This is a genomic window from Citrobacter sp. Cs237 (assembly GCF_030332325.1).
GTDB lineage: Bacteria > Pseudomonadota > Gammaproteobacteria > Enterobacterales > Enterobacteriaceae > Citrobacter_A > Citrobacter_A sedlakii.
Genome location: NZ_JAOWIB010000106.1, coordinates 13,285 through 35,449 on the forward strand (window position 1 = coordinate 13,285; position 22,165 = coordinate 35,449).

Annotated in this window: 20 protein-coding genes; 14 read left to right on the forward strand and 6 right to left on the reverse strand. The window is 54.0% G+C overall.

Annotation, left to right across the window (positions count from 1 at the left end; genetic code table 11):
* Positions 1–186 precede the first annotated feature (186 nt).
* Entirely contained in the window at positions 187–2,184 is a 1,998-nt protein-coding gene (locus OGY07_RS13495; protein ID WP_042291302.1) for a BCCT family transporter, read from the forward strand.
* A gap of 36 nt (positions 2,185–2,220) precedes the next feature.
* Here the strand turns inward: OGY07_RS13495 and OGY07_RS13500 are convergent, their stop codons facing one another.
* A complete protein-coding gene (locus tag OGY07_RS13500; protein ID WP_286601166.1) occupies positions 2,221–2,751 on the reverse strand; it encodes a lipocalin family protein in 531 nt (176 codons plus the stop codon).
* Positions 2,752–2,938: 187 nt separating this feature from the next.
* Between OGY07_RS13500 and OGY07_RS13505 the strand changes: the two genes are divergently transcribed.
* Both OGY07_RS13505 and rluF read left to right on the forward strand, forming a co-directional pair.
* Positions 2,939–3,898 (forward strand): YbgA family protein, encoded by a 960-nt coding sequence (locus OGY07_RS13505; protein WP_200036013.1) that lies wholly within the window; start codon positions 2,939–2,941, stop codon positions 3,896–3,898.
* 158 nt (positions 3,899–4,056) lie between these two features.
* Entirely contained in the window at positions 4,057–4,932 is an 876-nt protein-coding gene (gene rluF, locus OGY07_RS13510; protein WP_286601168.1) for a 23S rRNA pseudouridine(2604) synthase RluF, read from the forward strand.
* On the opposite strand, the gene OGY07_RS13515 is transcribed toward rluF, so the two are convergent.
* The 3 genes from OGY07_RS13515 to lysC form a co-directional block, all read right to left on the reverse strand.
* On the reverse strand, positions 4,929–5,201 hold the full coding sequence (locus OGY07_RS13515; protein WP_042291290.1) for a YjbD family protein: 273 nt from the start codon (positions 5,199–5,201) through the stop codon (positions 4,929–4,931). The two genes, rluF and OGY07_RS13515, sit on opposite strands and share 4 nt — an antisense overlap.
* Positions 5,202–5,336: 135 nt before the next feature.
* Entirely contained in the window at positions 5,337–6,263 is a 927-nt protein-coding gene (panS, locus tag OGY07_RS13520) for a ketopantoate/pantoate/pantothenate transporter PanS (RefSeq protein WP_042291287.1), read from the reverse strand.
* A 195-nt stretch (positions 6,264–6,458) separates the two neighbouring features.
* On the reverse strand, positions 6,459–7,808 hold the full coding sequence (lysC, locus tag OGY07_RS13525) for a lysine-sensitive aspartokinase 3 (RefSeq protein ID WP_042291284.1): 1,350 nt from the start codon (positions 7,806–7,808) through the stop codon (positions 6,459–6,461).
* 314 nt (positions 7,809–8,122) lie between these two features.
* Here lysC and pgi point away from each other — a divergent pair, with 314 nt between their 5' ends.
* From pgi to OGY07_RS13580, 11 genes are all read left to right on the forward strand, one after another.
* The gene (gene pgi, locus OGY07_RS13530) at positions 8,123–9,769 is read left to right on the forward strand and encodes a glucose-6-phosphate isomerase (protein WP_042291280.1); all 1,647 of its coding nucleotides are present in this window, start codon (positions 8,123–8,125) and stop codon (positions 9,767–9,769) included.
* 418 nt (positions 9,770–10,187) lie between these two features.
* Entirely contained in the window at positions 10,188–10,430 is a 243-nt protein-coding gene (yjbE, locus tag OGY07_RS13535; protein ID WP_042291277.1) for an exopolysaccharide production protein YjbE, read from the forward strand.
* A 113-nt stretch (positions 10,431–10,543) separates the two neighbouring features.
* Positions 10,544–11,182, forward strand: a complete 639-nt coding sequence (locus tag OGY07_RS13540) for a YjbF family lipoprotein (protein ID WP_042291275.1) — start codon at positions 10,544–10,546, stop codon at positions 11,180–11,182.
* Positions 11,179–11,916, forward strand: coding sequence for a capsule biosynthesis GfcC family protein (locus tag OGY07_RS13545; protein WP_286601174.1), 738 nt, complete (start codon positions 11,179–11,181; stop codon positions 11,914–11,916). The genes OGY07_RS13540 and OGY07_RS13545 overlap by 4 nt, the downstream gene beginning before the upstream one ends.
* Complete coding sequence (locus OGY07_RS13550; protein ID WP_286601176.1) at positions 11,916–14,012, forward strand: YjbH domain-containing protein; 2,097 nt, start codon at positions 11,916–11,918, stop codon at positions 14,010–14,012. Before OGY07_RS13545 ends, OGY07_RS13550 begins: the two co-directional genes overlap by 1 nt.
* Positions 14,013–14,173: 161 nt before the next feature.
* The gene (psiE, locus tag OGY07_RS13555; protein WP_042291264.1) at positions 14,174–14,584 is read left to right on the forward strand and encodes a phosphate-starvation-inducible protein PsiE; all 411 of its coding nucleotides are present in this window, start codon (positions 14,174–14,176) and stop codon (positions 14,582–14,584) included.
* A 143-nt stretch (positions 14,585–14,727) separates the two neighbouring features.
* Positions 14,728–15,048 (forward strand): PTS lactose/cellobiose transporter subunit IIA, encoded by a 321-nt coding sequence (locus OGY07_RS13560; RefSeq protein ID WP_060570427.1) that lies wholly within the window; start codon positions 14,728–14,730, stop codon positions 15,046–15,048.
* A gap of 24 nt (positions 15,049–15,072) precedes the next feature.
* The gene (locus OGY07_RS13565; RefSeq protein WP_286601178.1) at positions 15,073–16,767 is read left to right on the forward strand and encodes a PTS transporter subunit EIIC; all 1,695 of its coding nucleotides are present in this window, start codon (positions 15,073–15,075) and stop codon (positions 16,765–16,767) included.
* Positions 16,767–17,816 (forward strand): oxidoreductase, encoded by a 1,050-nt coding sequence (locus OGY07_RS13570; RefSeq protein ID WP_286601861.1) that lies wholly within the window; start codon positions 16,767–16,769, stop codon positions 17,814–17,816. Before OGY07_RS13565 ends, OGY07_RS13570 begins: the two co-directional genes overlap by 1 nt.
* Entirely contained in the window at positions 17,813–18,676 is an 864-nt protein-coding gene (locus OGY07_RS13575) for a DUF7916 family protein (protein WP_084589032.1), read from the forward strand. The genes OGY07_RS13570 and OGY07_RS13575 overlap by 4 nt, the downstream gene beginning before the upstream one ends.
* 39 nt (positions 18,677–18,715) lie before the next feature.
* Positions 18,716–19,420, forward strand: a complete 705-nt coding sequence (locus tag OGY07_RS13580; protein ID WP_042291256.1) for a GntR family transcriptional regulator — start codon at positions 18,716–18,718, stop codon at positions 19,418–19,420.
* A gap of 55 nt (positions 19,421–19,475) precedes the next feature.
* Here OGY07_RS13580 and xylE read toward each other — a convergent pair whose 3' ends face one another.
* Positions 19,476–20,951, reverse strand: a complete 1,476-nt coding sequence (gene xylE, locus OGY07_RS13585; protein ID WP_042291255.1) for a D-xylose transporter XylE — start codon at positions 20,949–20,951, stop codon at positions 19,476–19,478.
* A 321-nt stretch (positions 20,952–21,272) separates the two neighbouring features.
* The gene (gene malG, locus OGY07_RS13590) at positions 21,273–22,163 is read right to left on the reverse strand and encodes a maltose ABC transporter permease MalG (RefSeq protein WP_042291250.1); all 891 of its coding nucleotides are present in this window, start codon (positions 22,161–22,163) and stop codon (positions 21,273–21,275) included.
* Positions 22,164–22,165: the final 2 nt, after the last annotated feature.

Consider the following 22,165-nt stretch of genomic DNA (forward strand, 5'->3'; position numbering starts at 1 on the left):
CGATTTTCCTGGTTGTTATTTATCTGATGTGAGTACCTTCAGCGGTGTAATTCACCCTCAATATTCGTTTATCTCAGGAGCACCCTGCGGGATATACGACCTGAGAATTAGAATTAATTTTGTTAGGATGTCAGTAATTAGGTCTTTTCCTAATGCGAAATTAGCCTCCAACGCAATGGATATTCTATGAGTGAAACAGAAACGACACCCCTGAAATCAAAAAGCCAGATTAACAAAGCAGTATTTTTTACGTCTGCTTTGTTAATTTTCCTTTTGGTCGCCTTCGCAGCGATCTTTCCTGAAATCGCTGACAAAAATTTCAAGCTGCTACAGCAGAGCATTTTCACCAACGCCAGCTGGTTTTACATTCTGGCGGTTGCGTTGATCCTGTTGAGCGTGACATTTCTTGGCCTTTCCCGTTACGGCGATATTAAGCTCGGCCCGGACCACGCACAGCCGGATTTCAGCTATCACTCGTGGTTCGCCATGCTCTTTTCCGCGGGGATGGGGATTGGCCTGATGTTCTTTGGCGTCGCTGAACCCGTCATGCACTACCTTTCGCCGCCGGTGGGTACGCCTGAAACCGTCACCGCGGCAAAAGAGGCGATGCGTCTGACATTTTTCCACTGGGGGCTTCACGCCTGGGCAATCTACGCGATAGTGGCGCTGATCCTTGCTTTTTTCAGCTATCGTCACGGCTTGCCGCTAACGCTTCGCTCCGCGCTTTATCCCATTATTGGCGATCGCATATATGGCCCTATCGGGCATGCCGTGGATATTTTTGCCGTCATTGGTACCGTTTTTGGGGTGGCCACGTCACTGGGTTATGGCGTATTGCAAGTCAATGCCGGGCTTAATCATCTTTTTGACGTGCCGATAAATGAAACGGTTCAGGTCATTCTGATAGTGGTAATTACCGGGCTGGCGACAATTTCAGTGGTTTCCGGGCTGGATAAAGGTATTCGTATTTTGTCGGAATTGAACCTCGGTCTCGCCGTTTTGCTACTGGCGTTGGTTCTGCTGCTGGGGCCGACGGTGCTTTTACTGAAGTCCTTTGTAGAAAACACCGGTGGCTATTTATCGGAACTGGTGAGTAAAACATTCAACCTGTACGCCTATGAACCGAAGTCCAGTAACTGGTTGGGCGGCTGGACGCTGCTGTACTGGGGATGGTGGCTGTCCTGGTCTCCGTTTGTCGGCATGTTTATCGCCCGAGTTTCCCGGGGCAGAACAATCAGGGAGTTTGTCACGGGCGTGCTGTTTGTACCGGCCGGTTTCACGCTGATGTGGATGACCGTGTTTGGCAACAGCGCTATCTACCTGATTATGTTCCAGGGCGCCAACGATCTGGCTACAACCGTTCAGCAGGATGTGGCCCTGGCGCTGTTTAATTTCCTCGAACATTTCCCGTTTTCCGGGGCGCTTTCGTTTATCGCTATGGCGATGGTGATCGTTTTCTTTGTGACCTCTGCCGATTCGGGCGCCATGGTGGTCGATACGCTGGCCTCTGGCGGGTCCAGCAATACGCCTGTCTGGCAGCGCATTTTCTGGGCCTCGTTGATGGGCATTGTCGCAATTGCCCTTCTGCTGGCGGGTGGGCTAAGCGCGTTGCAGACGGTGACAATAGCCAGTGCGCTGCCGTTCTCAGCGATATTGTTGATTTCGATTTACGGTTTGCTCAAGGCGTTGCGCCGGGATCTGACCAAACGCGAAAGCCAGAGCATGGCGACGATTGCGCCAACCGCCGCCAGAAACCCGATACCGTGGCAGCGCAGGCTGCGTAATATCGCCTATTTGCCGAAGCGCTCGCTGGTTAAACGTTTTATGGATGATGTGATCCAGCCTGCTATGGTGCTGGTCCAGGAAGAGTTGAATAAACAGGGTACGCTTAGCCACATCAGCGATGCGTCGGAGGATCGCCTCCGGCTGGAAGTTGATCTGGGAAACGAGCTGAACTTCATCTATGAAGTCAGGTTGCGGGGGTATAATTCTCCAACCTTTGCCCTGTCCGCACTGGAAAATGACGAGCAGCAGAATGAACAGCATAAATATTATCGTGCTGAAATTTATCTGAAAGAGGGCGGACAAAACTACGACGTGATGGGCTGGAATCAGGAACAAATCATCAACGACATTCTTGACCAGTATGAAAAACATCTCCACTTTTTGCATCTGGTTCGGTAATACCTTTCATGCCGTCCCGAAGGGCGGCATGAGTCTTTATGGCGTCTGCTTCACCCACACAAGTTGATCGACCCGGAAGCCCAGACTGCGCGCGGTGGTGAGATAATCCTGCTTCACCGCGTCCGGGATAGTGGGCGTGCGCGACAGGATCCACAGATAGCTGCGGTCCGGGCCGCTGACCAGCGCGTGCTGGTAATTATCATCCAGTTTGATCACGTTATAGCCGCCATAGAACGGCCCGAAGAACGAGACTTTCAGCGCGGCCGTGGTTGGCTCACCCGTGAAATAGGCTTTCCCTTCGCTCTCATTCCACGTATTTTTCACCGGGTCGTAACCGCGGTTAAGCACGCTAATACCGCCGTCGCTGCGCTTGCCGTAGGTGGCGGTCACCTGCTCAAGCCCCCGCTCAAAGCGGTTTTCCAGGCGGGCGACTTCGTACCATTTGCCCAGATAGCGACTGGCGTCAAAATTCGTAATGGGCTGAACGCCTTTCGGCGGCGTGGGGGATTTACAGGCAACCAGCGTCAACGCAATCGCGACACCGGTTACGACAGGCCATAGCTTCATGAGAACTCCTTTCATCTACGCAGTTGGAAGTAAAGTGTAGTGCAAACGGTTCGCGCTTCATTCAAACCGGCGTGATTGGCAGAAGATTGGGAGTAATCTTTATCCACTGTTATGCGCCTGTTACATAAGAGTATGCCCAGCAGCTAAAATATCATTACGCCTTATGATTCACAGTCAGGAGAAGAGCATGAACGTGCAACCCGTTATTGGTATCAGCGGCTGTTTAACCGGATCGAACGTTCGTTTTGACGGCGGCCACAAGCGTATGGGCTTTGTCATGGATGAACTGGCGCAGTGGGTCACGTTCAAACCGATATGCCCGGAGATGGCGATTGGTCTGCCCGTTCCGCGTCCGGCGCTGCGCCTGGTGCAGACGGCGGCAGGGGACATCCGGATGCGCTTTAGCCATGCGCCGCATGAGGATGTGACGGACAACATGGCGACGTTTACCGACAGCCATCTCTCGCATCTGGGCGATCTGGCCGGCTTTATCGTCTGTGCAAAATCACCCAGTTGCGGCATGGAGCGGGTACGGCTGTACGATGAAAAAGGCAATCGCGGGCGTAAAGAGGGCGTCGGTCTGTTCACCGGCGCCTTAATGGCGAGCTATCCCTGGCTGCCCGTTGAAGAAGATGGCCGTCTGCACGATCCGGTGCTGCGGGAAAATTTCGTTGAGCGGGTATTTGCCCTGCACGAACTCAACGCGTTGCGTGAAACGGGCCTGACGCGACGTGCGCTACTGGACTTCCACAGTCGCTACAAACTCCAGTTGCTGGCGCACCATCAGGCGGGGTATCGCGAGATCGGGCCGTTTGTCGCCTCATTACATGAATGGGACGATCTGGAGGCGTTTTTCGTGGTGTACCGCGAAAAGTTGATGACGATCCTGAAAAAACCGGCCTCGCGGAAAAACCACACCAATGTGCTGATGCATATCCAGGGGTATTTCCGTAACCAACTTAATAGCCGCCAGCGTGGGGAGCTGCGCGACGTCATTCTTAACTATCGCGCCGGTGTGTTGCCGATCCTCGCCCCGTTAACGCTGCTGAAGCACTATCTGGCCGAATACCCGGATCGCTACCTGCTGACGCAAAACTATTTTGATCCCTACCCGCAGGATCTTGCCCTGCGTCTGACGGTAAACTGAGTGAGTGGTGCGCGTGATGGCGGGGCGTAGCAACGTGGTTCTTTTTTATCGCCCCAAAGGTAAGGTATATTTCGCTTTTAATACACACCGGCATTCAGGCTGTATCAAGGCGGCAAGGGAGTAACACCCTGGAGAATGCAGTGTCTACAGGAGAAACTATGCTGCCCGACTCATCCATCCGACTCAATAAATACATCAGCGAAAGCGGGATCTGCTCGCGTCGTGAAGCCGACCGCTTTATCGAACAAGGAAATGTCTTCATTAACGGAAAGCGCGCCACCATCGGCGATCAGGTGATGCCGGGCGACGTGGTGAAGGTCAACGGTCGGCTGATTGAGCCGCGTGAAGCGGAAGATTTGGTGTTTATCGCCCTGAACAAGCCGGTGGGGATTGTCAGCACCACTGAAGACAGCGAGCGTGACAATATCGTTGATTTCGTTAACCACAGTAAACGCGTATTCCCGATTGGCCGACTGGATAAAGACTCGCAGGGATTGATTTTCCTGACCAACCACGGCGATCTGGTGAACAAAATCCTGCGTGCCGGAAACGATCATGAAAAAGAGTACCTGGTGACGGTCGATAAGCCGATCATCGACGAGTTTATTCGTGGTATGGGCGCGGGCGTGCCGATCCTTGGTACGGTCACTAAAAAGTGTAAGGTAAAAAAAGAAGCGCCATTTGTGTTCCGCATTACCCTGATTCAGGGGCTGAACCGCCAGATCCGCCGGATGTGCGAATACTTCGGTTACGAAGTCACGAAGCTTGAACGTACGCGCATCATGAACGTGGGCCTGGCCGGGCTGCCGCTCGGCGAATGGCGCGACCTGACGGATGACGAACTGATTACGCTGTTTAAGCTGATCGAAAACTCATCGTCTGAAGCGAAACCGAAGGCAAAATCGAAGCCGAAAACCGCGGGGATAAAGCGCCCAGTGGTGAAGATCGAAAAACCGAAAGAAAAAGAGAAAGCGCGCCCGGCGGCAAACGGTAAGCGTTTCACCTCACCGGGGCGTAAAAAGAAAGGTCGTTAACGTCGGCCGCGCGTTGGCGTATTCGCCGACCAGGAGAACGACGCCGCTGAATCCGGTTTGTAAGCCTGCTTTTTCTTCAACTGGCGGGCTTTTTTAGCTTCTGCTTCGCGCAGGGCCATCAGTTTATCGATGTACTCCTTCTTCACGCTGTTGGTTTCGCTGTTCGTCAGCGGACGACCATGTGCAATGCGCGCGCGATCCAGCAGCGTTTTCAGCTCGCGCTGCTCGCGTTCCGTCATCTCTTTTTGGGTAATGCGGGGGAGTGCCATGCGGGTGTCCTCAATCGGATAGTGCAACCAGTGTACGGCAAAGAGACGATGCTTTGTAGGCCAGATAAAGCGAAGCCGCCAACTGGCCTTTATAACCCAATGGCGCGTAGCTTATCAGGCCTCTGTTTCCGTTAATTATTGATGCTTGTTTTTCCCAATAGGCTTACCGGACCAGTAACCGGCCAGCAGTGAGCCGGAAAGGTTGTGCCAGACCGAGAACAGCGCGCCGGGCAGGGCGGCGAGCGGGCCAAAGTAGATTTTCCCCAGCGCCGCGGCGAGGCCGGAGTTTTGCATGCCCACTTCAATCGCCAGCGTCCGGCAGGTGGATTCATCAAACCCGAACAGGCGTCCGCCCCAGTAGCCGCCGAGCAAACCGAGGGTGTTATGCAGGATCACCGCTATAATCACCACAAAGCCGACCGAGGCAATATGCGAGGCGGAACCGGCCACCACGGCGCTGATGATCGCCAGAATGCAGACCATCGAAAACGCGGGCAAATAGGGCTCTACCGCTTTTACCACGCGGGGAAACAGATGGTGCACCACCAGACCCAGAGCGATCGGGATCACCACTATCTGCAAAATGCTGAGCAGCATGCCCATCACATCCACCTGAATGTGCGCATCAACGTACAGCCGCGTCAGCAACGGCGTCGCCACCACCCCGACCAGCGTCGAGACGGACGAGATGGTGACGGAGAGCGCCACATCACCCTTCGCCAGATAAATCATCACGTTTGAGGCCGTGCCGCTGGCGACGCTGCCCACCAGCACCATACCTGCGGACAGTTCCGGCGGCATCCTGAACGCCAGCGCCAGCACCCAGGCCGCGAGCGGCATCAGCAGATAATGCAGGAAAATCCCGGCAGCCACCGGCGCAGGCCGGGAAAGCACGCGTTTGAAATCGTCAACCTTAAGGTGAACGCCCATGCCGAACATAATCAGCATCAGTAGGGTGGCGATCCACGGACCGACCGGCGTAAAAGTGGAGGGGGTGTAATACGCAATAACAGAGAGCAGCAGCGCCCATAATGGGAACAGCCGCGTGAGAGTGGCCAGCATGTTTCATTCCTTGCGATAAGTGTGTTGTGTCGTTATAAACAGGCCGGGATCGAGCCTGGCCATGCTTATTGTTTATCGCGGAAGCGTTTAATATTCAAACAATTTATGTTTGTCGGAAGCATTGTGCGGACGGTAATGAAATAAAAAGGCCCGATGACGCTTGCGCGCATCGGGCCTTCCGGCATAAAAATTCAATCACTCAAACAAATTATGGTGCAGCTTCTGCACAACCTGTTCAGCTTCTGCGCCCGGCACCAGGAAGCACAGGTTATGGCTGGATGCCCCGTAGCAGATCATACGGATGTTAAACGGTTCCAGTACGCCAAACACCTCTTTGCCGACGCCGCAGGCTTTCGACAGATCGTTGCCAATCAGGGCCACCAGCGCCAGACCTTCTTCGACTTCCACCCGACACAGCGCGGACAGTTCCATCAACAGTGACTGCGTCAGCAGCGTATCGCCGGTCGAGGTTGAACCGGTGGTGTCGAGGGTCAGCGCCACGCTGACTTCCGACGTGGTAATCAGGTCGACCGAGATATTATGACGCGCGAGGATACCGAACACTTCGGCCAGGAAGCCACGCGAATGCAGCATGTTCAGGCTGTGCAGGGTGAGCAGCGTCTGCTTGCGGCGCAGCGCCAACGCGCGGAACAGTGGCGGGTTTTGGGTTTTGTTGCACACCAGCGTACCGCCCGCTTTTGGGTCTTTGCTCGATCCGACAAAAACCGGGATGTCACTGCGTACCGCCGGCAGTAGAGTCGCGGGATGGAGAACTTTTGCGCCAAAGGTGGCCATTTCCGCGGCTTCTTCGAAGGCGATTTCGTCGATGCGTTTTGCCGCCGGCACGACGCGGGGATCGGTGGTGTAAATGCCCGGAACGTCCGTCCAGATATCCACTCGCGTCGCGTTCAGCGCTTCGGCCAGCAGCGCTGCCGTGTAGTCACTACCGCCGCGACCCAGCGTCGTGGTGCGGCCTTTGCTTTCGCTGCCAATAAAGCCCTGGGTGATGATCAGCCCTTCGCTCAGGCGCGGCGCCAGCTGCAGCGATGCCAGTTCCGCCAGCGCGGCAACGTCCGGCTCGGCACGACCAAAGCGATCGTTCGTCCGCATGATTTTCCGTACGTCGAACCACTGCGCCTGCACGTTGCGTTCGCGCAGGATCTCAACAAACAGCAGGGTCGACATCAGTTCGCCGTGGCTGACCAGCTCGTCTGTCAGCGCTGCCGAGGTGGCTAATGAGGCGGCTTCCGCCAGCGTGGTGATATTTTCCAGCAGGCGTTCGATCTCTTCACGGATCACGTTCGGGTAACGCAGGCGTTCAAGAATATCGAACTGAATTTGCCGAATGGCGTCGAGTTTTTCAAAACGCGCAGGCGGCTCCAGTCCCTCCGCCAGCGCAACCAACAGATTGGTGATACCCGCCGAAGCGGAAAGCACCACCACGCGCACGTTGGTGTCGGAAAGCACCACGTCGGCGCTACGGTTCATGGCATCAAAATCGGCTACGCTGGTACCGCCAAATTTGGAGACGACTAGCTCTGTCATAACAACCTCGTGTCAGGGAATGAGAAAGCGACCATGGCACAAGGGCAAAACAGAAACCGGTGCAGGCGCAAATGCAAATTTAACTCGCGTATTTATAAATAAAATGAGTGGCCTGGACTGTCAACGCCGGGATTATGCGGATTTTTTATGCTGCGTTTAGGCTCAGTAAAGGTGCTAATAACGTCTATACTTTTGGCTTCTTTTCATTTCGTTTGACCATGGCCAGGGCAACGGCATTAAAACAATCACACTTTTCGGTGACTGGCGTTACAATCGATCCCAGTCACAATTCTCAAATCAGAAGAGTATTGCTCATGAAAAACATCAACCCGACGCAGACTTCTGCCTGGCAGGCACTCCAGAAACACTTTAACGAGATGAAGGACGTTACCATCGCGGATCTGTTCGCGAAGGATAGCGATCGCTTCAGCAAATTCTCCGCAACGTTTGACGATCTGATGCTGGTGGATTTCTCCAAAAACCGCATCACGGAAGAAACGCTGAGCAAACTGCAGGATCTGGCGAAAGAGACCGATCTGGCGGGCGCCATCAAGTCCATGTTCTCCGGCGAGAAAATCAACCGTACTGAAGACCGCGCCGTGTTGCACGTGGCGCTGCGTAACCGTAGCAATACCCCCATTATCGTTGACGGCAAAGATGTGATGCCGGAAGTCAACGCGGTACTCGAGAAGATGAAAACCTTCTCTGAAGCGATCATTTCCGGTCGCTGGAAGGGTTACACCGGCAAAGCGATTACCGACGTGGTGAATATCGGTATTGGCGGCTCCGACCTTGGTCCGTTCATGGTTACCGAAGCGTTGCGTCCGTACAAAAATCACCTGAACATGCACTTCGTTTCCAACGTCGATGGCACCCACATCGCTGAAGTGCTGAAGACAGTGAATCCGGAAACCACTCTGTTCCTGGTCGCCTCCAAAACCTTCACCACTCAGGAGACCATGACCAACGCCCACAGCGCGCGCGACTGGTTCCTGAAAACCGCCGGTGACGAAAAGCACGTGGCGAAGCACTTCGCGGCGCTGTCTACCAACGCGAAAGCGGTCGGCGAGTTCGGTATTGATACCGCCAACATGTTTGAATTCTGGGACTGGGTGGGCGGCCGTTACTCTCTGTGGTCAGCGATTGGTCTGTCGATTATCCTCTCTGTGGGCTACGACAATTTTGTTGAGTTGCTCTCCGGCGCGCATGCAATGGACAAGCACTTCTCCACCACCGCGCCAGAGAAAAACCTGCCGGTGCTGCTGGCGCTGATCGGTATCTGGTACAACAACTTCTTTGGCGCAGAAACCGAAGCGATTCTGCCGTACGACCAGTATATGCACCGCTTTGCGGCCTACTTCCAACAGGGCAACATGGAATCCAACGGCAAATACGTTGACCGTAACGGCAATCCGGTGGATTACCAGACGGGCCCCATCATCTGGGGCGAGCCGGGCACTAACGGCCAGCACGCGTTCTACCAGCTGATCCACCAGGGGACTAAGATGGTGCCTTGCGACTTTATCGCCCCGGCGATTACGCACAACCCGCTGTCCGACCACCATCCGAAGCTGCTGTCTAACTTCTTCGCCCAGACCGAAGCGCTGGCGTTTGGTAAATCCCGCGAGGTGGTTGAGCAGGAATACCGCGACCAGGGTAAAGATCCGGCGACGCTTGAGCACGTTGTGCCGTTCAAAGTGTTCGAAGGCAACCGTCCGACCAACTCTATCCTGCTGCGCGAAATCACGCCGTTTAGCCTGGGCGCGCTGATCGCGCTGTATGAGCATAAAATCTTCACTCAGGGCGTGATTCTTAACATCTTCACTTTTGACCAGTGGGGCGTAGAGCTGGGCAAACAGCTGGCTAACCGTATTCTGCCGGAGCTGAATGATGATAAAGAGATCAGCAGCCATGACAGTTCAACCAACGGGTTAATCAACCGCTATAAAGCCTGGCGCTAATCGGCTTTTGAAACGCAGCCGTAGCGGCTGCGTTTATGCTGTCATTCCAATGAATTTATCGAACTCATTTTAAGCCGATATTCATATCGGCTTTTTTATAAGATAATTCTGTTTGTCCGTGCTGATGCGCAAATAATGATATTGAGCTTAATCCTAAAATAATGAATACCCCTAAAATCACCCTGAGTTATTTTAGGAAAATACGGAGGGTAAAGGCATACGCATGAAATTTCAACGCATTGATTATAAAGCGTAATCATATTTACATTAAAATCAATTGCTCACCAAAAGTCCAATTATCCTAAAACGACTTCGCTATTTAGACCCGCCGCAATCCGCATGCTTTAGTTGTGTATACTCGATCCCGCCCGAAACGCTTTTGGGTAAATCTCCATTCATTCAATGAAGGGAAATTGTTATGAAAAAAGTTCTGTATGGCATTTTTGCCATATCTGCGCTTGCGGCGAGCTCTGTCTACGCAGCCCCCGTTCAGGTGGGTGAAGCGGCAGGTTCGGCGGCGACGTCGGTGTCAGCGGGCAGTTCCTCCGCGACCAGCGCCAGCACCGTAAGCTCAGCGGTGGGTGTCGCTCTGGCGGCAACCGGCGGCGGTGACGGTTCCAATACCGGGACCACCACCACCACGACCACCAGTACCCAGTAACACCGGTACGTTTAACCATAACCACACTTCGGTGTGGTTATTTTAGATTTCCGAAAGCCTGTGGGCCTGAAGGCCAGGGTTACGCACCCCTGGCAACCATGCGGAGAAGAGTCGTGAAGCGACCTGGAATCATCTTTATTTGCCTGCTGTTACAGGCATGCTCAGCCACCACCAAAGAACTGGGCAACTCACTGTGGGACAGCATGTTCGGTACGCCTGGCGTCCAACTGACGGACGACGATATCCAGAATATGCCCTATGCCAGTCAGTATATGCAGCTTAACGGCGGACCGCAGCTGTTCGTGGTGCTCGCCTTCGCGGAGAACGGGCAGCAGAAATGGGTGACCCAGGATCAGGCGACTCTCGTGACCCAGCATGGTCGGTTGGTGAAAACGCTGCTCGGCGGCGACAACCTTATAGAGGTCAATAACCTCGCTGAAGACCCGCTAAGAAAGCCCAACCAGATCGTCGACGGCGCCACCTGGATCCGCACGATGGGCTGGACCGAATTCAGGCAGGTTCGCTACGCCACCGCGCGCTCGGTCTTTACGTGGGACGGCAGCGATACGGTGAAGGTGGGCAGTGATGAAACGCCGGTACGTGTGCTGGACGAGGCGGTGACCACCGACCAGGCACGCTGGCATAACCGCTACTGGGTAGACAGCGAAGGGCAGATTCGCCAGTCAGAGCAGTATCTGGGGGCGGACTTCTTCCCGGTGAAAACTACGCTGATCAAGGCGGCAAAATCATGATGAGACGAACGCTTACCGCGCTGCTCTTGAGCCTGAGCGCGTCATCGGTTATTGCCGCGGGCACCGTCAAGGTCTTTATGGCAGGGGGCGAGGAAGCCAAAACGCTGACCGGCGCGGAACACCTGATCGATCTGGTCGGCCAGCCGAGGCTGGCGAACAGCTGGTGGCCGGGGGCGGTCATTAGCGAAGAACAGGCTACCGCCACGGCACTGCGTCAACAGCAGGCGCTGGTCGCGCGACTGGCGGCGCTGAGCGCGGAAGAGAGCGGTGACGATGCCGCCGCTATCAACACCCTGCGCCAGCAAATTCAGGCGCTGAAGATCACCGGCAGGCAACATATCACGCTCGACCCGGACGTGGTGCGCGTTAGCGAACGCGGTAATCCGCCGCTCCAGGGAAACTATACGCTGTGGGTAGGCGCGCAGCCCACGGAGATCACTCTGTTCGGCCTGCTGAGCCGTCCCGGAAAACAACCGTTTATGCCCGGACGCGATGTCACCCATTATCTTGACGGACAAAACTTGCTCAGTGGCGCGGATCGCAGCTACGCGTGGGTTGTTTATCCTGATGGACGCAGTCAGAAAGTGCCGGTCGCTTACTGGAATAAACGTCACGTTGAACCGATGCCGGGCAGTATCATTTTTGTAGGGCTTGACGATTCTGTCTGGAGCTGCGAACCGGACGCGCTGAACGCCGACATTCTCCATACCCTGACGCAGCGGATACCCGAATAATGAAAAAAACACATCTGCTCAGCTTACTGGCGCTGGGCATCAGCGCGGCCTGCCACGCCGAAACGTACCCTGCGCCCATTGGCCCCTCTCAGTCTGACTTTGGCGGCGTAGGATTATTACAAACCCCGACCGCGCGCATGGCGCGTGAGGGTGAGCTGAGTCTCAACTATCGTGATAACGATCAGTACCGTTACTACTCGGCTTCCGTACAGCTTTTCCCCTGGCTGGAAACCACACTGCGTTATACCGACGTGCGAACCCGACAATACAGTAGCGTAGAGTCTTTCTCCGGCGATCAAACCTATAAAGATAAAGCCTTCGATCTGAAGCTGCGACTTTGGGAAGAAAGCTACTGGATGCCGCAGGTGGCGGTGGGGGCGCGGGATATCGGGGGGACCGGCCTGTTTGACGCCGAATACATCGTGGCGAGCAAGGCCTGGGGTCCGTTTGATTTTTCACTTGGGCTCGGCTGGGGTTATCTGGGGACCAGCGGCAACGTCACAAACCCGCTGTGTTCCTACAGCGACAAATATTGTTACCGCGATAATAGTTATAAGCAGGCGGGATCCATTGACGGTAGCCAGATGTTCCACGGCCCGGCTTCGCTGTTTGGCGGCGTTGAATACCAGACGCCCTGGCAGCCGCTACGCCTGAAGCTGGAATATGAAGGGAATAATTACCAGCAGGACTTCGCGGGCAAGCTGGAACAGAAAAGCAAGTTTAACGTCGGCGCCATTTATCGCGTCACCGATTGGGCCGACGTTAACCTCAGCTATGAGCGCGGCAACACCTTTATGTTTGGCGTCACGCTGCGTACAAACTTCAACGATTTGCGCCCCTCTTACAGCGATAACGCCCGACCGAAATACCAACCGCAGCCCCAGGACGCGATCCTGCAACACTCGGTGGTAGCGAACCAGCTTACGCTGCTGAAATACAATGCCGGACTGGCGGATCCAAAGATTCAGGTGAAGGGTGATACCTTGTATGTCACCGGCGAGCAGGTGAAATACCGCGACTCGCGTGAAGGGATTGAACGTGCGAACCGGATCGTGATGAACGATCTGCCAGAGGGGATCCGCACGATCCGCGTAACCGAAAACCGGCTTAACCTGCCGCAGGTGACCACCGAGACGGACGTCTCCAGCCTGAAACGTCATCTTGAAGGGGAACCGCTGGGACACGAAACGCCGCTGGCGCAAAAACGCCTCGAGCCTGTGGTTCCCGAAAGTACCGAGCAGGGCTGGTATATCGACAAGTCGCGCTTTGCTTTCCACATCGATCCGGTGCTGAACCAGTCCGTGGGCGGGCCGGAAAACTTCTACATGTACCAGTTGGGCGTCATGGCGACGGCCGATCTGTGGGTCACCGACCATCTGTTGACCACCGGTAGCCTGTTTGGCAACCTTGCCAACAACTATGACAAGTTTAACTACACTAATCCGCCAAATGACTCGAAGCTGCCGCGTGTGCGTACCCGGGTGCGTGAATATGTGCAGAACGACGCTTACGTCAATAACCTACAGGCCAATTACTTCCAGTATTTCGGCAACGGCTTCTACGGCCAGGTCTATGGTGGTTATCTGGAAACCATGTACGGCGGCGCGGGGGCAGAGGTTCTTTACCGTCCGGTAGACAGCAACTGGGCCTTTGGTCTCGACGCGAATTACGTGAAACAGCGTGACTGGCGCAGCGCGAAAGAGATGATGAAATTCACCGACTACAGCGTTAAGACCGGGCATTTGACCGCCTACTGGACGCCGTCATTTGCGCAGGATGTGCTGGTGAAAGCGAGTGTCGGTCAGTATCTGGCGGGCGATAAGGGCGGAACGCTGGATATTTCCAAACGCTTCGACAGCGGCGTGGTGGTGGGCGGTTACGCCACCATCACAAACGTGTCGCCGGACGAATACGGCGAAGGGGACTTCACCAAAGGGGTGTATGTCTCGATTCCGCTGGATCTCTTCTCCGCCGGCCCGACCCGCAGCCGGGCGGCGGTTGGCTGGACGCCGCTGACGCGTGACGGTGGTCAGCAACTGGGACGTAAATTCCAGCTGTACGACATGACCAGCGACCGGAGCGTGAATTTCCGTTAATGCTGTTAGCCGGGCGGCACAGCGCTTGCCCGGCTAACGTTTTTGTCGCTCCGCTAACCGCAGCGCCATCGGATGAATAAGCAAACATAAACAAAAAATATAGATCACCGTCACATTTTTGCGTTATACAGGAACCTCGCCACTGAGAAAGAGGTGCCGTTATGACGTCATTATCTCGTCCACGCGCGGAGTTTATCTCCACCGTGCTTCAGACTGTTCTGAACCTTGGCCTGCTGAGTCTGGGGCTGATCCTCGTTGTCTTCCTCGGAAAAGAGACGCTGCATCTCGCGGATGTCTTGTTTGCGCCTGAGCAAACCAGCAAATATGAGCTGGTGGAAGGGCTGGTGGTCTATTTTCTCTATTTCGAATTTATCGCTCTGATTGTTAAGTACTTTCAGTCCGGCTTTCACTTTCCGCTACGTTATTTTGTGTATATCGGGATCACTGCGATTGTGCGGCTGATCATCGTCGATCATACCTCTCCACTGGATGTGCTGATCTACTCGGCGGCGATCCTGCTGTTGGTGATCACGCTATGGTTATGTAATTCGAAACGGCTTAAGCGGGAATGACGCTTCAGGCAGTGTTTAAAATGTGATCTATATAGATTTAATTTAAAACTATATAGTTTTAAATGCTTTTCCATGAAACCTGAGGGCGGTGAGGGATCTCACCAGAGGTGGATGTCGTCATTCACATTTCATGGAGAGTGCATATGTTTAGCGAAACAGGCTATGAAGAGACCGTGATGGGCCTGATTGTTAATGCCGGGCAGTGTAAAAGCTGCGCATTTAAGGCGTTACAGGAGGCCCGAAAAGGCAATTTTTCTGAATCCGCGAAGCAAATGGCCGCGTCTGAACAAGCCGCGAAAGAAGCCCACGCCTTACAAACCCGACTAATTGAATATGATGAAGGAGAAGGGAAAGTACCGGTTCATTTAATTATGGTCCATGCACAGGACCATTTAATGACGGCCATGCTCGCCCGGGAACTTATTCAGGAAATGATCGCGCTGAATTTCCCCGCTCCGCGTTAATCCTCTTTTCGACAGGGATACGGTATGTTTCAATCCTCAATACTGGGGCGGATTACTGACGCCTCGCAGAAGATGGCCGCCGAGGTTCATTTACGGAGCTTACGCGATAGTTTTATTATTGCGGTTCCCTTCCTCGTGCTGGCGGGTTTATTTATTATGCTCAATTATGTCATTCTTGATACCAATGGCCTATTGAGCAACTTTTTATCTGCCGAAGCCTTATTACGTCTGCGTAATATTGGTGAGCGAATTCTTAATGGCACGATGAATATATTATCGCTGATGCTGGTAATATTAGTGGCGTATCACGTCGCCAGTAAGAAAAAAAACCCGACGCCGGTTATACCCGCGATGGTCGCGCTGGCGGTATTCTATGTATTGATGCCGCTCGAAACAACGCAAACCCTGGCAGATGGTCAGAAGATTACACTGTCGGGTATCGTGCCTTACGCTTGTACCAATGCCGGGGGCGTCTTTCTGGCGATACTCACGGCGATACTCTCAACCAATCTCTTCTTGTGGGTGTCAAAATGTCAGGCGCTACAGATTCGCCTTGGTGAAGACGTCCCACCAATGGTGGTGCAATCCTTTCAGGCCATGTTTTCGATAATGCTGACGATAGCCAGTTTCGCGCTGGCGGCGTTTGCGGTAAGCACGCTGGCGCACACAGAGGTTCAGGCCCTGATACAGCAGCTTATACAGGCGCCATTAGTGCATTTAACCACCAATCTTCCTGGCTTTCTGGTGCTGACGACGCTTACCAATATCCTGTTTGCATTAGGGATTCATCCCGGCGGTATTATCAATCCTGTCCTGGAGCCGCCGCTACTGGTGGCGATGCAGGAAAATATGGCGGCTTTTGCCAGCGGGCAAGTTCCGCCGCATATCATCGTGCTACCGTTTCGCGATCTTTACGGTCATATGGGCGGGACAGGGAGCACGCTGGCGCTGCTGCTGGCCGTATTTATTCGTAGTAAATTATCCAGCCATCGTAAATTTTCCCGAACGGTCATTGCGCCGGGCCTCTTCAATATCAACGAACCGGTAATATTTGGTTTCCCGGTGCTTTATAATCCGTTAATGATGATTCCATTCATCGTTTACCCACAAATTAATTTTATTATCGCTTATTTTTCAACGTCCTGGGGATGGGTGTCGAAAATAGTCGCGTATGTCCCGTGGTCTGTTCCGCCATTTATTTCCGGATGGCTGGGTTCCGGCGGTGATTACCGCAATGTGATTTTGCAGGCGGTTTTGCTGGCGCTGGGGGTGATTATCTATATGCCATTTTTGAAAGCCTACGAAAGCGCAATGATCAAGAACCGCAATGAACAGGTCATCGACGAAATCGTTGCGGAGCAAAACGCTGAGACCCATGGCGATGACGCAGAAGGTATTCATCTGCTGGACGGTAAAACCATTATTCTGGCCTGCAATGAAGGCATGTCCACCTCATTGATGGCATCGAAAATGCGTAAATATACCGAGAGCCAGAGTTGCACGCTGACTGTTTATGCGGTTAACGCCGGAAAACTGGCGCAAGAGTATGAAAAGGCGCAGCTGATTTTGCTCGGGCCGCAGCTCGCTTATCTTCAGGAAACGATCGCGCAGGAGATTAATCATCACTGCCCTGTTGTCCCGATAGATCCTCAGCATTTTAGCAAACTCGACGGACCCGCTGCGGTTCACGCGGCCTTATCTTTTTTTATTAAGGAATAATCATGATTAATTGTGCTTATATCGGTTTTGGTAAAAGCGCCACCCGTTATCATTTGCCGTATGTTCTGTATCGCAAAGATAAATTCAACGTTAAGCGTATTTATGATATTCAGCGTAAGCCGGAAATTGAAGCCAGCGAACGCTATCAGCATATTACTTTCACGTCGAATCCTGACGATATTCTGAACGACAGCGAAATCCAACTGGTGGTGATCTGTACCCACCCTGACAGCCATTACCAATACGCAAAATTATGCCTTGAAAAAGGTAAAAACGTGCTGGTGGAGAAACCGTTTACCACCACGCTGGAGGAAGCCAGAACGCTGTTTGCGCTGGCGCGCGAAAAAGGACTTACCGTCACGCCCTTTCAGAACAGACGGTTCGATAGCTGCTTTCTGACCATGAAACAGGCTATTGAGAGCGGCAAACTGGGCGATATTGTCGACATCGAAAGCCACTTCGACTATTTTCGCCCCGATGCAGAAACCTGTCCGGGCAGCGATTTCACCGGCGCGTTTTATGGCCTGGGCGTGCACACCGTTGATCAAATCCTCTCGCTATTGGGTCGTCCGCAGCAGGTTGGATACCATCTCCGTAAGCTGAGAAATCCGCATAATCCTGACGATACCTTTGAAGTACATCTCTATTACGGCACCACCACCGCGATTGTCAAAACCAGTCATCTGGTCAAAATAGCCGGGCCGCGGTTTATCGTTCATGGTACCCGGGGGTCGTTTATTCGCTATGGTATCGATCAACAAGAGACCAGCCTGAAAGCCGGTATTATGCCAGGAGACGCCGCATTTGGCGCGGATCAAGAAATGGCCGTGCTGGAGTATGTGAATGCTGACGGGGATTCCGTCCGCGAGACGTTTGCGGCGGTTCCGGGTGATTATGGCCGCGTTTACGATTCGCTGTATGCGACCCTGACCCGCGGAGAGGCGAATTACCTCAGTGAAAGCGAGGCGCTGACCAACCTCGAAATCCTTGAAACGGCATTTCGCCAACCGTCTCCTGCCATTGTCACCCTCGGCGGGGAGGTTGCATGATGAAACGGATCCTCAACTGTCGGGCCAGCGACTTTTCTCTCCCCGTCATGGGCGATGAGTTGCGCGAAGCCATTATGGTCAGCGAAGGGCGAGTCATTATGGCCGAGATCGCCGTACAGTCACCGCCGTTGTTTGCAGAAGTGACCAACGCGGAACTGATTAGCGCCTTCGGCGCAGATTTGCTGTTGTTGAAGGGCGTAAACTGCCTGCAACCTGAGCTCAACGGCGGCGACGGCCGGTTTGGCAACGATCCTGTCACCCAGGTGAAACGGTTAACCGGGCGCTTAACTGGCGTCAGTTTTGAAATCAGCGGAGAAGGCGATGCCTCAACGCCCAATGCTTTTTCGCCCGCGCATTTCCATGCGATGGCACATGCAGATTTCTTCTGCCTCACCGGCTATGACAAACCCGGCGTCACGCCTGAACGTCTGCGCCAGGCGATTAGCCAGCTCCGAGCGCAAACAGATAAACTGATTCTGGTCGCGAAATTCTTGACGACAGGGCTGGGGCAGCCGGAAGAGTATGCCAGCTATATCCGGGCTGGCGCGCATGGCGTAATCTTTCCGGCACCCGCGGGCTGTCGCGGCGCGTCGGAAGTCCGTGTAGCGGAAATTGTGCAGGCGGTGCACGACTGCGGCGGACTTGCCGTCACCACCCTGAGCAGTAGTCAGGAAGGGGCGGATTGTGCTACGGTGCGCGAAATTGGCCTTGCCAGTAAGCGTTGCGGCAGCGACATGCATAATTTTGGCGACGCCGGCGTGGCGGGTATGGCCGATCCGCAGGCGCTCAATGCCTTGTCGATTGCGATTCGTGGGCGACGACATACCTGGGTGCGGATGGCGGCCTCACTATCCCGATAACAAGAACCGGCCCCGTAAGGGGCCGTTTGCGGAGGAACTATGCCGAAATATATGGACATATACCACAAGGTGCGACATCGCATTGTGGCGGGCATTTATGCTCCGGACAAAAAACTTCCCGAAGGCGCGAAACTGGCGGCTGAATTTGCCTGTAGCGAATTAACGGTGGCGAAGGCGCTGGATCTGCTGGTCAGAGAAGGTCTGGTGTTACGTAAACGCGGGCTGGGGTCTTTTGTAAAGCGTCAGGTTTCTGCCGCCAGCAATTCTCATCTCATAGGCACCGCGCAGCGGTGTGCCAGCTACGGTAAAACGTTGTCGACACGCGTCCAGCAGTATGCCGCTGTGCCTGCGAAGCAGGACATTGCGCAAAAATTGCAAATCCCGGAAGGCGAACTGGTCCATGAGATTCAGCGGGTGCGTATTATTGACGCGATCCCATCGATTGTTGAGTACACCTGGATGCCGGTGGCGCTTTTCCCTCATCTCAACCTCCGTCATATTCAGCACTCCATTTACGCTTACATTACCCGTGAACTGGGGCAGATTATTCACAGTGCGCATATGACGGTAACCGGGCGGAACGCCAGTGACCAGGAGCGGCAGTGGCTGGACTTAAGCGAGCCGACTATCCTGATTCAGGTGGAACAAACCGCCTTTCTCGACAATGGTCGCCTTTTCGAGTACTCCTGCGCGCGTCATCTCTGGCATACCTTTAATTTCGAAACCGACTTTGTACGTGTCTAGCGTTGCGCTAAACAGCAAAAGGCGGCCCGCAGGCCGCCGTTGAAGGTAAGAGTAATCACTGTGCGGGGGCTTCGCGGGATTTTTTCTCCGCAGGTGCCCACAGTTCTTCCAGTTCTTCCAGCGTCTTGCCTTTGGTCTCCGGCACGAACTTCCACATAAACAGCGCTGCCAGCACGCCCATACAACCGTAAATCCAGTAGGAGAAACCGTTGTGAAAATGTGCGACCAGCCACGAATTTTTGTCCATCATTGGGAAAGTCCAGGAGACAAAATAGTTTGCCAGCCACTGAGCGGCGACGGCGATAGCCAGCGCTTTGCCACGAATCGCGTTCGGGAAGATTTCCGCCAGCAGAACCCAGCATACCGGACCCCACGACATGGCAAACGCGGCGACGTAGAACAGCATCGACAGCAGGGCGACGATTCCCGGCGCCTGGGTGTAAAACGCGGTGCCGAGGCTAAACATCCCGATAGCCATACCGAGCGCGCCGATGATTTGCAGCGGCTTACGGCCAAATTTATCTACCGTCATAATGGCCAGCACGGTAAAGCTCAGGTTGATCACGCCAACGATAATGGTTTGTAACAGCGCCACGTCGGTGCTGGCGCCCAGCGTCTTAAACACTTCCGGCGCGTAATAAAGGACCACGTTGATGCCGACAAACTGTTGGAACACTGAGAGCATAACGCCAATCACAATAACCCCCACGCCAAACATCAGCAGGCGTCCGCCGGTTTTGCGGCCGTGCTCCAGCGACTGGTGAATCTCCTGTACGGCCTGCGTGGCGAGCGAGGATCCCATAATTTTGCGCAGAATGCCTTCGGCCTGTTCCTGTTTGCCGTGCGCCATCAGCCAGCGCGGGCTTTCCGGAACGGTATACAGCAGCAGTAAAAAGAGCAGGGCAGGAATACATTCCGAGGCGAACATATAACGCCAACCGTTGATATTCAGCCAGGTCGCGTCGCCGGATTTGGCAATAAAATAGTTGACGCAGTACACCAGGAGTTGGCCGAAAATAATCGCGAACTGGTTAAACGAAACCAGTTTCCCGCGGATTGGCGCAGGCGCCATTTCAGCGATATACATTGGCGACAGCATGGACGCTAACCCGACGCCAATACCGCCAATGATACGATAAATAACAAATTCAGGAACGTATCCAGCCAGATAAACGGGGACGGTATTATCCGGATTGATGGTGGTAAAGCCTAATTCCGGCCAGGCGGAACCGACACCGGAAATAAAGAACAACAGTGCGGCAATTTTAAGCGAATCGCGACGACCGAAGCGGTTGCTGCAATAGCCGCCGATCGCGCCGCCAATGATGCAGCCGATCAAGGCGCTGGCGACACAGAAGCCGAGCAACGAGTTGGCGGCGGATTCACTGAGATGTTGTGGGGCAACAAAGACGGTATTCAATGACTCAACGGTACCGGATATTACCGCAGTATCGTAGCCAAATAATAACCCTCCTAATGTTGCGACTAAGGTAATCGAAAAAATATATCGGGAATTATATGGGGTGTTCATTCAGACCTGCCTTGCGGATACAGTTCTTTTTATCAGTGTCGAAGATGGTGGGTTTAACAGGCAGGTAAAACAATTATCATTTTTTACATTGCGGTTACGTAATGTCTTTTCTGTGATCTTAATTCTGTTTGTTGCGCCGGGTGATAAAAGGAAAATAGAAAAGCAGTGACCGTGAGCACGAAAGATAATAATCATAACGGCATTATCAAATAACATAAAAAAAGGCGCTCCGGGGAGCGCCGAATTACAGTCACAAGTTGGATAAATACACGTTGAGGGTGCAGTGGCATTGCCCGTTTCCGGGCGGGTACAGCATAAAACTTATCCTTTCACACCGCCTGCCGTCAGGCCGTTAACCAGCCAGCGCTGGGCCAGCAGGAACACCAGGGTGATCGGAATGGCAGAAAGCACAGCCGCCGCGGCAAAATCGCCCCACAGATAGTTTTGTGGGTTGAGATATTGCTGCATCCCCACGGCCAGGGTATAGCTGTTGACATCACGCAGTAACAGAGAAGCAACCGGCACTTCGGTGATGGCGGCGATAAACGACAGGATAAACACCACCGCCAGAATCGGTACCGACAGCGGCAACAACACCAGGCGGAAAGCCTGCCACGGCGTGGCGCCATCCAGCGCTGCCGCTTCTTCCAGCGAGCCGTCGATGGTTTCGAAATAGCCTTTAATGGTCCAGACGTGCAGCGCGATACCGCCAAGATAGGCGAAGATCACCCCGCCGTGCGTGTTCAGGCCGATAAACGGAATGTACTGACCAAGACGGTCAAACAAGGCATACAATGCCACCAGCGACAGTACCGCCGGGAACATCTGGAAAATCAACATCCCTTTAAGCAGCGTGGCTTTACCCGGGAAGCGCATGCGGGCAAAGGCGTAAGCGCAAGTGGTCGAGAGCGCCACGATACCGATGGCGGTGATCCCGGCAATCTTCACCGAGTTCCACAGCCACAACAGTACCGGGAAGGGTGGCGGCGTGACCCGGCCATCAGCATGCTCGACGCTGAAGCCCAGCGCCAGCCGCCAGTGCTCCCAGGAGATTTTTTCCGGGATCAGACTGCCGGTGGCAAAGTTCCCTTCACGTAGTGAGATCGCGATAACCATCAGCAGAGGGAACATGATCGCCGCGATAAAAATCAGCAGCCCTAAGTGCGTCACGAGGAGGCGCAGCTTTTGAGATTTGGGTTGAACCATAGCCATGA

Coding starts and splice junctions, on each gene's coding strand:
- OGY07_RS13545 (WP_286601174.1), top strand. CDS start 11,179: ATGATGAGACGAACGCTTACCGCGCTGCTCTTGAGCCTGAGCGCGTCA.
- OGY07_RS13515 (WP_042291290.1), bottom strand. CDS start 5,201: ATGGCACTCCCCCGCATTACCCAAAAAGAGATGACGGAACGCGAGCAG.
- psiE (WP_042291264.1), top strand. CDS start 14,174: ATGACGTCATTATCTCGTCCACGCGCGGAGTTTATCTCCACCGTGCTT.
- OGY07_RS13580 (WP_042291256.1), top strand. CDS start 18,716: ATGCCGAAATATATGGACATATACCACAAGGTGCGACATCGCATTGTG.
- pgi (WP_042291280.1), top strand. CDS start 8,123: ATGAAAAACATCAACCCGACGCAGACTTCTGCCTGGCAGGCACTCCAG.
- malG (WP_042291250.1), bottom strand. CDS start 22,163: ATGGCTATGGTTCAACCCAAATCTCAAAAGCTGCGCCTCCTCGTGACG.
- OGY07_RS13495 (WP_042291302.1), top strand. CDS start 187: ATGAGTGAAACAGAAACGACACCCCTGAAATCAAAAAGCCAGATTAAC.
- OGY07_RS13505 (WP_200036013.1), top strand. CDS start 2,939: ATGAACGTGCAACCCGTTATTGGTATCAGCGGCTGTTTAACCGGATCG.
- OGY07_RS13500 (WP_286601166.1), bottom strand. CDS start 2,751: ATGAAGCTATGGCCTGTCGTAACCGGTGTCGCGATTGCGTTGACGCTG.
- yjbE (WP_042291277.1), top strand. CDS start 10,188: ATGAAAAAAGTTCTGTATGGCATTTTTGCCATATCTGCGCTTGCGGCG.
- OGY07_RS13550 (WP_286601176.1), top strand. CDS start 11,916: ATGAAAAAAACACATCTGCTCAGCTTACTGGCGCTGGGCATCAGCGCG.
- panS (WP_042291287.1), bottom strand. CDS start 6,263: ATGCTGGCCACTCTCACGCGGCTGTTCCCATTATGGGCGCTGCTGCTC.
- xylE (WP_042291255.1), bottom strand. CDS start 20,951: ATGAACACCCCATATAATTCCCGATATATTTTTTCGATTACCTTAGTC.
- lysC (WP_042291284.1), bottom strand. CDS start 7,808: ATGACAGAGCTAGTCGTCTCCAAATTTGGCGGTACCAGCGTAGCCGAT.
- OGY07_RS13565 (WP_286601178.1), top strand. CDS start 15,073: ATGTTTCAATCCTCAATACTGGGGCGGATTACTGACGCCTCGCAGAAG.
- OGY07_RS13575 (WP_084589032.1), top strand. CDS start 17,813: ATGATGAAACGGATCCTCAACTGTCGGGCCAGCGACTTTTCTCTCCCC.
- rluF (WP_286601168.1), top strand. CDS start 4,057: ATGCTGCCCGACTCATCCATCCGACTCAATAAATACATCAGCGAAAGC.
- OGY07_RS13560 (WP_060570427.1), top strand. CDS start 14,728: ATGTTTAGCGAAACAGGCTATGAAGAGACCGTGATGGGCCTGATTGTT.